This is a genomic window from Mycobacterium sp. (assembly GCF_052143115.1).
GTDB lineage: Bacteria > Actinomycetota > Actinomycetes > Mycobacteriales > Mycobacteriaceae > Mycobacterium.
In genome coordinates this window covers 1-13,582 of the sequence record NZ_JBKQTQ010000085.1, presented here as the reverse complement: position 1 = coordinate 13,582, position 13,582 = coordinate 1, and the positions used below count along the sequence as shown (strand labels likewise).

Here is a 13,582-nt window from a genome sequence, read left to right as displayed (position 1 = left end):
CGTCGCTGTCAACCCACGCCCGGCGGGCTCGCCCGTTCTTCGCTCCCGCCGGCCTGATGGCCGGCTCCCGCTGCGCCCGTGCGGCACCGGCGGCATTTACCGGTCCTATGCGAGCTCGCCCCAGGGCGCTGCGCGCCGGGCTCGCCGGGCCGAAAATCCGCCTCCTGCCTCTCCGCCGGGCTCTTCGGGGTTGACACCGCCACCCCGCCGGTCCCCCACAGCCCAGCGCTGACCGGCGCGAATCAAACACCTTCCCAGAACGGAGAACAGCCATGCCCATAACCGCGGCCGCAACCCACGTCATCCCGGCAGGCCTGATCACCTACAGCACCGTGGTCATCAAAGGCCAACAACACGACGTCGACATCACCGTCCACCACGCCCGCACACCTGATGCGCGGATCGGCATCACCTTCAGCGGCGGGATGCACATGGGGATGTACAACTGCCAGACCTCCCAAGGCCTGCTCGAGGCCTTCATCGCCGCCCGGCAAATGATCCACGTCCCCGCCCAAATCCCCGCCGCCCGTACCGATTCCCAGGACGAGCCCGCCGCGCGGGTCGTGGTCTCCGTCGAATGGACCAGGCGGCCAACCTGCGCCGTCGTCGCCCACTCCGCCCTCAACAAACTCAAGACCGCCCGCATCCACTGGGTCGACCTCTACACCGGTCCCCTCACCTGGCAACTGCGCGACCAGGCCGGCATCCTGTCGATGATCGCGCTGCTCACCCGCGTGCACAAAACCGCCATCGCAGTCTTTGCCGACGGTGAGCAATACAAAGCCGACCCGACCGACCCCGACTACCGCGCGGCCTGACCGCGCCCAGGGCCCGACCAGCTCCCCACCGGGGGCTGGCCGGGCCCCCTTTTCTTCCGCTCGAATGGGGCGCCAGGCGCGCCCCACGCGGTCACGAGCACGCCAGCGCCTGCTACCCCGGCTTCGCCGCCGACACCGACGGCCCAACCGCCGCAATACAGCGCCGCCGACCAGGCGGCCGCTAAGGAACGGGTCTGCCACTGAAGATGTCGTTGAGGGTGACGGTTTGGAGGTTGCGGCTGTGGACGATGTCGAGTAATTGGGGCGGCCATGCCTGCGGCGATCGAGCTGGCCCGCGCCGACGTGCCGGCTGCCGTCGGCCGTACGCGGAAATCTGTCTGAGCTAGCGTTGGCGGCATGTGGACTTGTCCAGCTAAACCGCCGATTGCAGCGGCCTTGTGGAGATAGAACGAAACGGTCAGGACTCGTCACCGATCGACGTTCGTCAGGCGCAGTGTCGCGGCACTGGCGATAATGACCGCAGCTAGTGTCGTGCTCGTGCAGTGCACCGCGGCGCCACCGCCTCCTGCGGCCGGGCCGCCACCCCCTCCCGCGGCTTCGCCGCCTGCCAGCGCGCCGCCCGCACCTGCCGACCCGCCGACCATTGATCCCGTCACTGCCGCCGAACTCGGCGCGAGCTGGCGTCCGGGATGCCGGTGGGACCGGAGCAGCTGCGGCGGGTTGGCGTCGACCACATCGGTTTCGACGGCCAGACGCACCGTGGCCAGTTGATCGTGCACGAAGAACTGGTGTCGCAGGTCATCACAATCTTCGAGCAGCTTTACCAACTGCGGTATCCCATCGAGAAGATCCGTACGGTTGACCAGTATCCGGCCGCTTCCGATGAGCTACAGATGGAAGACAACAACACGTCGGCGTTCAGCTGCCGAGACATCCCGGGAACCGGCCGATGGTCTCAGCACGCCTACGGTCGGGCTATTGACGTCAACCCACTTCTCAATCCGTACATTGGCGCCACGGGCGCATTCCAACCGAAGAATGCGGCGGCATACCTGGACCGCAGCCGCACCGACCCGGGCCTTTTGCATAGCGGCGATCCCGCCGTACACGTCTTCACCGATCGAGGTTGGCAGTGGGGCGGCTACTGGCGGTCTCCCATCGACTACATGCACTTCGAGCGGCCCTGATCGTGCTTCCAACCGCCGAGCAACCGCGGCGGCCCCGATGGTATTGGCGCCCAGCTGTTTTAAACTACGACAGGTCTGATCGGACAGAAGCACTGCGGGAGCTTCGGCGCGTGGTACGGCCCACCGGTGCGCTCGTCCTGTCGCGACAGCATCCCACCGGGGTCTGGCTGCGTCACGGCGGCAACTACTTCGACGTGCGGGTCATCGAAGAAGTCTGGAGCCGCGGTTGGCAGGTGAGGTACTGGCTAGCGCCACTCGAGCGGACCTGCGAAGAATTGCACGAGGCCGGCTTCCTCATCGAGCGATTACACGAACCGCGCCCAACCGCGGCCGCGGCCGACATCGACCGCGACGACTACGAGCGACTGACACGCGAACCGACGGATTCCTTGCGATCAGAGCAGTGCCTGACCCACGTCATCCCTAGCGGGCCAGTTTGCGGGTGTCTGCCGATGACGACCTCACGAACGTGGCTGACATGCGCAGCACACCGCCCGATCCTGTTCACGTAGAACACATGTAACTGACGTCGCTACCTGTGCAGATATGCGAACTACCACGTTCTCTTACAGATAAGCAGTCAACACAACGGCCACCTCGCGGTGGCCCAAATCCGTAGCCCCTCACCATCTCTAGCCGTCAGCAGGTGCCCGAGCGTAACCGGTGAGGACTGCGGCCCGCTCAACCCACGCCGCGGCCCGGCAGCGGCGGCCAAGTGACCTTTCCGGCCCTACCGTGGCCCGCCGCACGGCGCTGCGCGCCCGGCGAGCCCTGAGCCGAAAAGCCGCCTCCCCGCCCCGCGGACTCTTGCGGGGTTGACCGGCCCACCTCACCGGTTCGGCCGCACCTGCACCGACCGGCACATCGACCCGGTCACTAACCGAAAGGGAACATAACCATGGCACACGAGCTCGACATCACCGAGGGTCAAGTCTCCTTCGCCAACTCCCGTACCGACCACTGGCACCGACTCGGCCAATCCGTCGGCCACACCATGACCGCCCGCGAGGCTCTCGAAGCCGCGCACCTGGCGGGCTGGAACGTCCGCAAGATGCCGCTGCAAGTACCCAGGAGCCCGTCCTCGACGACACCGGTGTCACCGCACCGGGCACCGTTGGCCGTGCCCGACTTCTACGCCACCGTGCGCACCAACCCCATCAACGGCAGGCTCGACGTCCTCGGCGTCGTCGGCAGCAAGTACGAGCCCGTCCAAAACGAGGCCTCCTGCGAGCTGCTCGACGCTCTCGTGGACCAAAGCGGCGGAGCGCACTTCGAAACCGCCGGCGCCCTGCGCGATGGGCGAGAAACCTTCGTCACCATGAAGCTCCCCAGCACCATGGTCTTCGATGGCAAAGACGGATCCAAGGACCGCACCGACTTTTACCTGGCGGCCCTCAACTCCCACGACGGTTATCTCCCCCTGCCCAACACCCGCAGGCACCTGTGGATGAAATGCGTTCTGAGGACACACCGCAGCGTTATCAGTCCCTTGTCGGTCACGTCGGTTACGTTTAATTCATGACGCAGCGTTTCGCCGCCGAACGCGCGATCTCGCCCACCGATGGCTCCTCGTCGTTCGTCGTCGTGGACGAGGCGTACGTCCTGCACTCCGAATCGTGTGAATACCTTGCGTCGCTGCGTTTTCGCGACCGATCCGTTAACACCGAGCGCGTCTACGCCGGTCGCCTTGCCCTATTCCTCACTTATTGCGCAGAGAGCCGGCTCGACTGGCAGCGGATCACCGTCAGCGACTTGGCGCATTTCCAGACTTGGTTGATCACTGCGCCGATCGAGCATCGCAGCCCGAGGGCCCAGCAACGGTTGCGATCCAACAAAACTGCAAATGCGATCTTGACCTCGGTCTGCGAATTTTTGCGCTTTGCCTCTACGAGAGGCTGGTATCCGTCGGAACTCGCTGCGCAGATTATCGAACCCAAGTACCTGCGGCGGGGTCCTGTCGGATACGACTTCGGCGAGAACAATCAATTTCGCACCGTCAGATCCCGTGCCCTAAGACTGACGGAGATTGATGATCCTCCCCTATCCCTGACAGCCGATCAGATCGCCGCCGTCATGACGGCCTTACCTCGACTACGGGACAGACTGCTCGTCGCCATCCTTGCCGAATCGGGCATCCGTATCGGTGAAGCACTCGGGCTGCGCCGCGAAGACATGCACTTGCTGGCGTCAAATAACACCTTGGGCTGCCCAATCCGCGGCCCGCATCTCCACGTGCGCCGCCGGGCGAACACCAATGGCTCGCTGGCCAAGAGCCGATTCCCGCGATCCATCCCAGTTACGACCGAACTCGTGAACCTCTACGCCGACTATCAGTTCGAGCGATCTGAGACTACCGAGGGTGACGCCAGCGATTTCGTTTTCGTCAACCTTTACAAGCCGCCGGTCGGCGGACCGCTGCGCTATCACAACGCCAAGAAGCTTTTCGAACGAACTTCTGATGCAGTGGGATTCAGCGTGAGCCCTCACATGTTCCGCCACAGCGCGGCAACGCGATGGCTCGAAGCCGGCACGCCCCGAGATGTGGTCCAGGCCCTGCTGGGCCACGTCTCGCCCGGATCAATGTCGGTCTACTTCCATCCAACTAACGAGACGATGCGAGCAGCAATCGAGCGTTCGCAATTGAGGCCGAGCGGTGCACACCATGAGTGCTGACGCGGCACTCGCGGCGTTCACCCCAAATACGTCTCCCCTGCAAGCAGTTCAGGACGAGTCCGCGTGGCTGACCTGGCTACGCGACCATACCGACCTGCACTGGCGGCCTGGACAATGGGATCCTGAAATCTGGCTGTTCACTTGCTCCCCTGACGACCCGACGACACTGGCGACCTGTTGCGCAGTTGGCAACTGCGTAGCAGTAATCCTGCACGGGACGCTTTGCCAAACCTGCGCGAAAGCGTTCAAGCAGTCAAACCTCGGTGTCGATGAATTTCTCAAGACCTACCGTCGGCCTACGCCGCGACTGACCACCGCGCAACGGTCCAGCCCCGTTCGTTGTGTCGTGGAGGTCAGTGGGCGTCGTTGCCCGAGCAAGGGTGCCATCCGCAATATCTGCGAGGCCCATTACCGGCAGTGGAATAAGCGCTGTCGGCGTCGCCCTTTGATCACTTTCGAACAATGGATGACATCTGGCGAGCTCACCATCCCCGAGGAGCCGCTAGCTGACTGTAGCGTCGCAGCTTGTGGTCGCGAGTCGATGAACGCCACGACGAAAGTCTGCCGCCTGCATTGGTCCCGCTATAAGCGGGACCTCCGGCTCGAGCCTATCGATGAGTGGGTCCGACAACAGTTGCCGCACATTGGTGTTCACCAGTTCATGCTGCTCAACCTTCCAGAGCGGCTGCGGTGGGAGGTTCTCTACGCCGTGCAACAGCGAGCTGCCAGAGGCGGTCGCATTGACCCGCAGAACACCAAAGCCGTCATCCGCATCATGGAGGCAAACCCGAGCATTGCGACAATGAGTAAGGCCGACGTTGACCTGATCGCCCAACGCCATCACACCACAGTCGCCGTACACCTCCACCAGTTTGCGCGCGCACTCCGAAACGCGTACGACGCATGCCTCGGACGTAGCGCGATGGACGCACTCGTTTGGGATCTCGACGATGTCGGCTTCGAACCGCAACCGAGCGGCCGCCGACCGCGCCCCCGCCGACGCAAATGCCTCGACTTCGGCTTAATCACCCAGCCCTGGCTGCGTGATGTGGCGCTCACCTGGTCACGCCAAGAAGCACAGAGCTACCTGATCGTCAAGACCCATCGCGCCGCCATGGTTGCCTCCCAAGCGCTGGAGCAGCGACCCGACCGCGGCCGCGACATGACCGCGTTAGGCAATCGCGACGTCGACGCGATCGCCGAGAGCATCCGCGTCCTTACCCGGGCGGACAACGGCGACCCGTGCCAAACATCCTTCAAGCGACATATTTTCGCGGTCTTCTTCGATCTCATAAATTGGGGACGGCGACAGGGCATGCTCGACGGCCTGCCAGCATCATTCGAACCCTCACGGACGAGAATCCACCTACCAGCCGATCCCGTCATCGAAAATGCTGGCAAGGCAATCCCAGAGACCGTCCAACAGCAGCTCGACGCCCAAACCGATTCCCTCGGGCGCGGCTTCACCCATGGCGTCCTCACGCCCGAGCAGACACACACCATGTTCCTGACTGCATACATCGTGCTCCGTGATACAGGTCGGCGCACCCTCGAAGTCGCCAGCCTCCCAACAGACTGTCTATCCCGGGATGCCACAGGGCCCGTTCTCCTATACGACAATCACAAGGCGCGGCGCTTAGGCAGGCGCCTGCCAATACTCGAGTCGACGGCGAACGCCATCAACGCGTGGAAAGAGATCCGCACGACAATCCCGACATCATCACAGCAATATCTGTTCCCCGGCAGCACCATCAATGAGAAACACCTCAGCAGCAACGGCCTCAGCCACGCGATCCGCACCTGGATACGCGGCCTCCCGTCGCTGCACAGCGGCGAAATCGACCCGAACGGTGACCTATTGCCATTCGACCGAACCAAGATCCACCCCTATGCGTTCCGCCACTCATACGCGCAGCGCCACGCCGACAATGGAACCCCCGTCGACGTTCTGCGGCAGCTCATGGACCACAGATCAATCCAAACCACCGGGGGCTACTACACGATCACCGCCGAACGGAAGAGAACTGCTATCGAAACTGTCGGTAAGTTCACTATCGACAAGAACGGTAGATCTGCTCCCTTAACCGGATCGATGGCATATCAGATGCGTTCTGTTGCAGTACCGTTCGGCAACTGCATCGAACCATCCAACGTCAAAGCTGGCGGCAAAGCTTGCCCTATCCGATTCCAGTGTGCCGGCTGCGGGTTTTATCGCCCTGACCCCTCCTACATTCCAGGCATTGAGGAGCACATCAACTCGCTCGCCGCTGACCGCGAAATAGCCTCGGCCATGGACGCTGCACCATTCGTCGTCGCTAACCTCGACGCACAGATCGACGCGTTCCGAACTGTTCTCGCCACCATGCGAGCCGCCCTGGACCGACTGGACGCCGAGCAACGAGACCAGGTCGAGCGGGCATCCGCCGCGCTCCGGAAAGCGCGCGCCGGTGCCCGACTCCCGCTCGAAGACATCACCCGACGAAAGGAAACGCCATGACACAAGACGCCAAACGGAAACCTGCGGATGTCCTTCGTGACGCACGCCGCCGCGATTCCGACCGCAAGAGGGATCAAGTATTCCGCGCAGTAGATGCGATGAAACGCGAAGGCACACCAATCACTTTCGCCTCCGTTGCGCGATCAGCCAAGGTCTCACAATGGCTCGTCTACGCAGAAGGCGTACGTGAATACATCGTGACCGCCCGGGACGTACAAGCTGCGGAACCGTTAGCCGCCGAGCGCGCAGGCCAAACAGCTAGTGAGACTAGCTTGCGTACCGATCTTGCGCTCGCCAAACAGGACAACCGCCGATTGCGCGTGGAAGTTGATCGACTCAAGTGTGCTCTGCGGGAACGACTCGGTACGCAGCTGGAGGTAGCGTCAGCCCAGTCCTTGCAGCGGCGCATCGATGAGTTGACGCAAGCCAACGACCGGTACCGCAGTGAAAATGCCCGGCTTGCGCTAGACCTCAACGACACGCACCAACGGCTGCAGAAGGCCGAGGATGACCTTGGCGCCGTACGTACAAGCCTTCGCCGGATGATCCGAGAACGCTCCGCCGAGCCGATCATAGTGACGGCAGCCAAGTAGAGCTGACGTACAGAACTGAATCATCCCGGGTTTCGTGCACACCTTCTGTTGAGGGAAGGTTGGCACGATGGCGAGCAGGTACGACGAGAACACCAAGGCGAGGGCGGTGCGGTTGGTCCGCGAGCATGCCGGCGACTACGAGACCGAGTGGGCGGCCGATGAAGGCGATCTCGCCACGGTTGGGGATGAGCGCGGAGACGTTGCGCAAGTGGGTGCGCCAAGCCGAAGTTGACGCCGGTGTGGCGCCGGGCATGACAACCGATGCTGCGCGTGAAATCCGGGATCTACGCCGCAAATGCAAGGAGCTTGAGTCAACGGTCGAAATACTTAAAGCAGCAACAGGTTTCTTCGCGCGGGAGTGCGACCCGCGACACCGCTGATCTGTCAATTCATCGACAAGCACAAGCAGGCTTACGGGGTCGTACCGATCTGTCGGGCGCTGGCCGTCCATGGTGTGCAGATCGCCCCGCGCACCTACTGGGCCCACCGAAGCGCGGCACCGTCGAAGCGGGCGCTGTGGGACACCACCATCACCGAGATCCTGGCCAGCATCTATGAACCAGGCATCGACGGAAAACGCCCGCCGGAATTGTTGTACGGAAGCCTCAAGATGTGGGCGCACCTTCAGCGCCAAGGCATCCCGGTCGCCCGGTGCACGGTGGAGCGGATTATGCGCGCCCACGGCTGGCGCGGGGTGAGCCGAGCAAGGCGCACCCCGCGCACCACCGAGCCGGACCCAACCGCGGCCCGCGCACCCGACCTGGTGCGCCGACGGTGGCGGGTGACGGCACCGAACCGTCTGGTGGTGGCCGACTTCACCTATGTCCCAATGGCCGCCGGGTTCGGCTACACCGCGTTTGTGATCGACGCCTACGCCGGGGTGATCACTGGCTGGGAGTGCTCGCTGCGCAAAGACACCGAGTTCGTTGAGCGCGCGCTGCGAAACGCCGCCGCCTTCCGGGCCCGCGAAGGCCACCCGCTTGACGATGCGATCCATCACTCGGATGCCGGATCGCAATATACCGCAATACATTTCACCGAGGTACTGATGCTGGCCGGGCTGAAGCCATCGGTCGGCACGGTCGGTGACGCCCTAGACAACGGGCTCGCCGAAACGACGATCGGGCTCTACAAGGCCGAGTGCATCCGCGACAGCTCACCGGTTAGGCACGGGCCGATCCGCACCCTGGCCGACCTGGAGCACAGCACCTGCACGTGGGTGGCCTGGTACAACTCGGCCCGGCTGATGCACCGACTCGGCCGACGCCCGCCCACAGAAGCCGAGGCCGACTACTACGCGCGCGTCCACACCAGCAACCACGCCCGGCACCAGTAGGGGTTGGCTTAGCTCATCGCATCGAGTCTGGTGCCCCGGTTGGCCCCCCTTCACCGGGAAAGATCACCGAACCAGTCTTACGGGACGTCGGCACTCCGGTCCGGCTGGGCCTCGGTCGTTCGGCGTGGGCGTGCCGTTTGAGGTTCGGCTATAGGGACAGCCTGCGGAGATGGCTGTCCTTCACCCGCGGTCGATCGGCTTGCCCGTCTGTTGGGGCTCGCGGCCGAGGACGTGCGCGGGCTGGCCGCCTATGGGGGCTGGGAAGGTCGCACCCGGCGTGATCACCGGGCGCTCGTGCTCGCCCGGCTGGGCTGGCGAGCGTCGGGCGCCGGCGATCGCAAGCAGCTCGACGCGTTCCTGCTCGCTCGGGCGCTGGAGCATGACGCGCCCGGTGTGTTGCTCCAGCTCGCATGCGACTGGCTTCGCAATGAACGGATCGTTCGTCCTTCGGTGGACACACTGTCCCGGCGGGTCGCCGCTGCTCGCGACGGGGCAAGGGCGGAGACCTACCACCGGCTGGCACCGCTTCTTGTGCCGCCTCGCCCGTCCAGGCTGGATGAGCTGCTGGATGTCGACACAGAGCTGGGCATGACCCGCCTGGCGTGGCTGCGGCGCGGTGCCACCGCCGCGACCCCGGAGGTGCTCAACGCGGAGCTGGCCAAGCTTGAGTTCCTGCGCGGTCACGCCGCCCATCGACTTGACCTGTCGGCGCTGTCGACCGGTCGACGGCGGATGCTGGCCGAGACCGGACGCCGCTCCACCAATCAGGCGTTGCAACGTGCCGACGTGGACCGGCGGTATCCCATCCTGTTGGCCCCCCTGGCGGAGACCTATGTCGAGGTCCTCGACGAGTTGGTGCAGCTCCTGGATCAAGCGCTGTCGGGTGCGGACTCGCGCGCCCGCTACGAGCTATCCCAACGCGTCGTGGAACGAGCCCGAACGGAGATCGATCGCGGTCGACTACTTGACGAGGTGCTGGACATCCTCGCCGACCCGAATGTGTCCGACGCCGACGCGGGTCGGCTGGTCCGTGCCCGCGTCGGCATGCCGCGACTGCAGGCCGCTCGCCGCCCAGACGCCGAGCGGGAACCGCGTGATCATGGACATTTCGATCTGCTCGCCGCGCGGTACAAGTACCTGCGGACCTTCACCCCGGCGGTCATCGCCCAGCTACCGTTGACCGGCAACATGTCCAGTCCCGAGGTGGCAACGCTCCTGGCCGCCGTTAGCGTGCTGCGTGAACTCAACAGCACCGGCCGCACCGCGGTGCCCGATCACGCCATCACCGAGGCCGCGACGTCGTTCGTGCCGGCCCGCTGGCGCGGTTACCTCGATACGTCCCGCGGCCAAGGCCGCGGAGCCGCCTACCGGCATTACTGGGAACTGAGCGTGCTGTACGGGGTGCAGTCGAGGCTACGGTCCGGCGACGTGTGGGTGCCCGGGTCGCGTCGCTACACCGACCCGACCACGCTGCTCATCCCAGCCGAGAGGTGGGTCGCGCAGCGCGACGACTTCTGCACCGTCACTGGGATAGCTGCTGATTCGGCTCGTCAGTTGCAGCGGCTCGAGGCCGAGCTGCACGCGGCGGTCACCGATCTGGAGCGGGTACTCACAGACCAGGCAAGCGAAGGCTTGGCCCGGTTGGGCGAGGACGGCGATCTGATCGTGTCGCCGCTGGCCGCCGAGCAGCTGCCGGCCGAGGCTGCGGCGCTCGCCGAGGCGGTTGCCGCCCGGCTGCCACAAATTCATCTGCCCGCGTTGCTCATCGAAGTCGACCGCGACACCCAGTTCAGCGAAGGGTTCACCCACGCCGGCGGCGCGCAGCCGCGCAACCCCGACCTCATCCGTAACCTCTACGCCTCGGTGCTCGCCTACGCCTGCAACCTCGGCTACGCCGGGATGGCCGACGCCTCCGGCATCTCCGAAGACACCCTGGCCTGGACCTCGCAGTGGTACCTGCGTCAGGACACACTGCGAGAAGCGAACGCTCGCCTGGTCAACGCTCACCATCGCCATCCGCTCGCTCAGCTGTGGGGCGGGGGAACGCTCTCATCCTCAGACGGGCAACGCTTCCCGCAGCGCGGCCGTAGCCTGACCGCCCGGGCGCTCTCCCGGTACTTCCTCGACGAGGGCACCACCACCTACACCCACGTGTCCTTCCGCGCCGAGTTGCAACAGATGCAACATGGGGAGGGGTGCGCACAGGCGGCGTGAGCTGCACGTCGGGGTGACAGGCGAGCGGTTGACGGCGGTTCAGTCTGCGTGTTCTACCTGGGAATATCAATCGAACCGTAGACAAGCCGCAACGATGTTGTGTTTAATGCAACGCCATGGAGAGGGCTGTCGATCTTCCCGGCGCCGCGCATCTGGTGCTGGTCGATGGGGTGGTTCACCTCGATCCGGAACCGGCGGTGTTCGAGGCGATGCTGACTGGCTGGGCGACCCAGCAGCGCGCCCGGTTCCTGAAGGCCGACTGGACGATCACGCCGAGGCTGGACCTGGTCCGCAGGTTCGCCCGGTTCAGCAACCAGTACCCGTGGCAGTGGGAACCGGCCGAGGCGGAGGCGTTCTTCGCGTCGCTGCCGATCGCGGTGTCGACGGCCCGCAACTACCAGAACGTGATCCGGATGTTCTGCGAGTTCGTCAGCGACGCCCGCTACGGCTGGCCGGCCAAGTGCTTGGAGCTGTTCGGGGCGGCGCCGCAGCAGATCCTGCACGAGGACAACACCATTGCCCACATCGTCGGCTACGAGGGCGATCCGGGACGGCGACCGTTGACCTACGACGAGGTGCAGGCGCTGTTCGACGCCGCCGATGCCCGTGTCGAGGAGATCCGGGCCTTGCATCGCAAGGGCGCGCTGACCGCGATGCGGGACTCGGCGCTTTTGAAGACGGTTTACGCCTTCGGCCTTCGCCGCCAGGAGGCGGTGGGATTGGACGTCACCGATTGGCGGCGCAACCCGAAGGTGCCCGCCTACGGGCGCTTCGGTGCGGTGTTCGTGCGCTTCGGCAAGTCTTCCAACGGCAGCGCCCCGAAACGGCGCACGGTGTTCACCGCCGCTGAATTCGATTGGATCGTACCGACATTGGAGCACTACCTGACCGAGGTGCGGCCGCTGCTGGTCCCGGCCGCGCACCCGGCCATGTGGGTGACCGAGCGCGGAGAGCGGATCTCACGGCGTCGGCTGAACCGGACGTTCGAGATCGTGCGGGATCTGGCCGGGCTGGCGCCCGAGCATGATTTGCATGCGCTGCGCCACTCGTTCGTCACCCACCTCGTTGAGTTTGATTACCCGGAGAAATTCGTCCAGGACCAGTGCGGACACGTCTGGGGCAGCACGACTGCCATTTACACCGGCGTCTCCGACGAGTACCGCAATCGGCTCGTGCAGCGGGCATTGAAAGACCGAGTCGGCGACCTGTGGGAGGACCAGCCGTGACGAAGAAGAAGTGGGGCATCCAGTGGCACCTTCGGCTGCGGATGGCCGAGAAGGGCTACTTCCAGACTTCCGACCTCGTGCCGCTGCTGGCCGCCCGCGGCATCGTGCTGTCGCGCGAGCAGGTGTTCCGGCTGGTCACCCAACCCCCGCAACGACTGTCCATGGACACCCTCGCCGCGTTGTGCGACATCCTCACCTGTCAACCCAACGACCTGATCAAGATCCAGGAAGTCACCGAGAAAGTCACCAAAACCGCAGGCGAGACCAGCAAGCCGGTGCCGCAGGTGCGGCGCACGATGATCCGCCGCCCCGAGGGACTGTGAGCCGAGCCCGCGACCGGCAGCGCGCCGAGCAACGACTCACCGCCCGCGCTGGGGTGACGGCCGTGCTGCGGGCCACGCTGCCCGCCTTGAGTGATGACGATATCTCCGTAGCCTTGGCGATTACGAAGGCCGACAAGGGAATTCCGTTGAACGAGCTGGCCGCGCACCTGTCTGCCTGCCCGAATGCCCTCACCTCCGGTGACCCGCGCTGCCCGAGGGTCGTCGTCCGCTTGGCCCACACACTGCACGCCGCCGGTCACACCGCCGTGGTGCGGCCGGGCTGCGCCGGATGCGGCAAGGTCGGCGACCTGCCGCGATCGGGTCCTGCGGGCCGGTTGTGCCAAATGTGCGCAGCTCGAACCAATTTGCGCACCTGCGCCCGCTGCGGACGGCAGAACACCCGCATCGCGGCCCGCCGGGACGAGGGCGGAATCTGTTTCTCCTGCTACCGCACCGACGCCGAAGTCGTCGAAGAATGCGGGCGCTGCGGTCGCCTCCGGATGCCCGTGACCCGGCGCGACGACGGCACCCCGCTCTGCCTGCGCTGCTGGACACCACCGGTTCGCCGCTGCGACCTCTGCGGTCACGAGCGACCTGCCAGCATCAACGGCCCCAACGAGGTCACCAGCGGAACGCAAACCGTCTTGACTTGACACTGGGCGCAGGTGTGGTGTCGGTTCGCCTTTTGGGTTTGGTGGGCCGGTCGGGTCCGGTGGTGGCGGGTCGAGTGCGATGCGCAGCCGGATCTTGACGT

10 protein-coding genes and 2 pseudogenes are annotated in these 13,582 nt (G+C 64.9%); all 12 read left to right on the top strand.

The window, feature by feature from the left end; genetic code table 11:
- Positions 1 to 272 precede the first annotated feature (272 nt).
- The 12 genes and pseudogenes from ACLQI9_RS09765 to ACLQI9_RS09710 all read left to right on the top strand — a co-directional run bounded on the left by ACLQI9_RS09765 (position 273) and on the right by ACLQI9_RS09710 (position 13,481).
- Complete coding sequence (locus ACLQI9_RS09765) at positions 273 to 818, top strand: hypothetical protein (protein ID WP_442376919.1); 546 nt, start codon at positions 273 to 275, stop codon at positions 816 to 818.
- 474 nt (positions 819 to 1,292) lie between these two features.
- Positions 1,293 to 1,966: pseudogene (locus ACLQI9_RS09760) on the top strand (M15 family metallopeptidase).
- Between the two features lie 110 nt (positions 1,967 to 2,076).
- Positions 2,077 to 2,478, top strand: a complete 402-nt coding sequence (locus ACLQI9_RS09755) for a hypothetical protein (RefSeq protein ID WP_442376921.1) — start codon at positions 2,077 to 2,079, stop codon at positions 2,476 to 2,478.
- A gap of 386 nt (positions 2,479 to 2,864) precedes the next feature.
- Entirely contained in the window at positions 2,865 to 3,488 is a 624-nt protein-coding gene (locus tag ACLQI9_RS09750; RefSeq protein ID WP_442376923.1) for a DUF932 domain-containing protein, read from the top strand.
- Positions 3,485 to 4,639 carry a tyrosine-type recombinase/integrase gene (locus tag ACLQI9_RS09745; RefSeq protein ID WP_442376925.1) on the top strand — a complete coding sequence of 385 codons (1,155 nt, stop codon included), beginning with the start codon at positions 3,485 to 3,487 and terminating at the stop codon, positions 4,637 to 4,639. Before ACLQI9_RS09750 ends, ACLQI9_RS09745 begins: the two co-directional genes overlap by 4 nt.
- Before the next feature lie 661 nt (positions 4,640 to 5,300).
- Complete coding sequence (locus tag ACLQI9_RS09740) at positions 5,301 to 7,136, top strand: tyrosine-type recombinase/integrase (RefSeq protein ID WP_442391571.1); 1,836 nt, start codon at positions 5,301 to 5,303, stop codon at positions 7,134 to 7,136.
- Entirely contained in the window at positions 7,133 to 7,729 is a 597-nt protein-coding gene (locus tag ACLQI9_RS09735; RefSeq protein ID WP_442376928.1) for a hypothetical protein, read from the top strand. Before ACLQI9_RS09740 ends, ACLQI9_RS09735 begins: the two co-directional genes overlap by 4 nt.
- A 67-nt stretch (positions 7,730 to 7,796) precedes the next feature.
- A pseudogene (locus ACLQI9_RS09730) lies at positions 7,797 to 9,065 on the top strand (IS3 family transposase).
- 150 nt (positions 9,066 to 9,215) lie between these two features.
- Entirely contained in the window at positions 9,216 to 11,279 is a 2,064-nt protein-coding gene (locus ACLQI9_RS09725; protein WP_442376934.1) for a Tn3 family transposase, read from the top strand.
- 116 nt (positions 11,280 to 11,395) lie between these two features.
- Positions 11,396 to 12,505 carry a tyrosine-type recombinase/integrase gene (locus tag ACLQI9_RS09720; RefSeq protein ID WP_442376930.1) on the top strand — a complete coding sequence of 370 codons (1,110 nt, stop codon included), beginning with the start codon at positions 11,396 to 11,398 and terminating at the stop codon, positions 12,503 to 12,505.
- 41 nt (positions 12,506 to 12,546) lie between these two features.
- On the top strand, positions 12,547 to 12,828 hold the full coding sequence (locus tag ACLQI9_RS09715; protein ID WP_442376935.1) for a helix-turn-helix domain-containing protein: 282 nt from the start codon (positions 12,547 to 12,549) through the stop codon (positions 12,826 to 12,828).
- Positions 12,825 to 13,481 carry a hypothetical protein gene (locus ACLQI9_RS09710; RefSeq protein ID WP_442376932.1) on the top strand — a complete coding sequence of 219 codons (657 nt, stop codon included), beginning with the start codon at positions 12,825 to 12,827 and terminating at the stop codon, positions 13,479 to 13,481. Before ACLQI9_RS09715 ends, ACLQI9_RS09710 begins: the two co-directional genes overlap by 4 nt.
- The last annotated feature ends 101 nt before the right edge of the window (positions 13,482 to 13,582 follow it).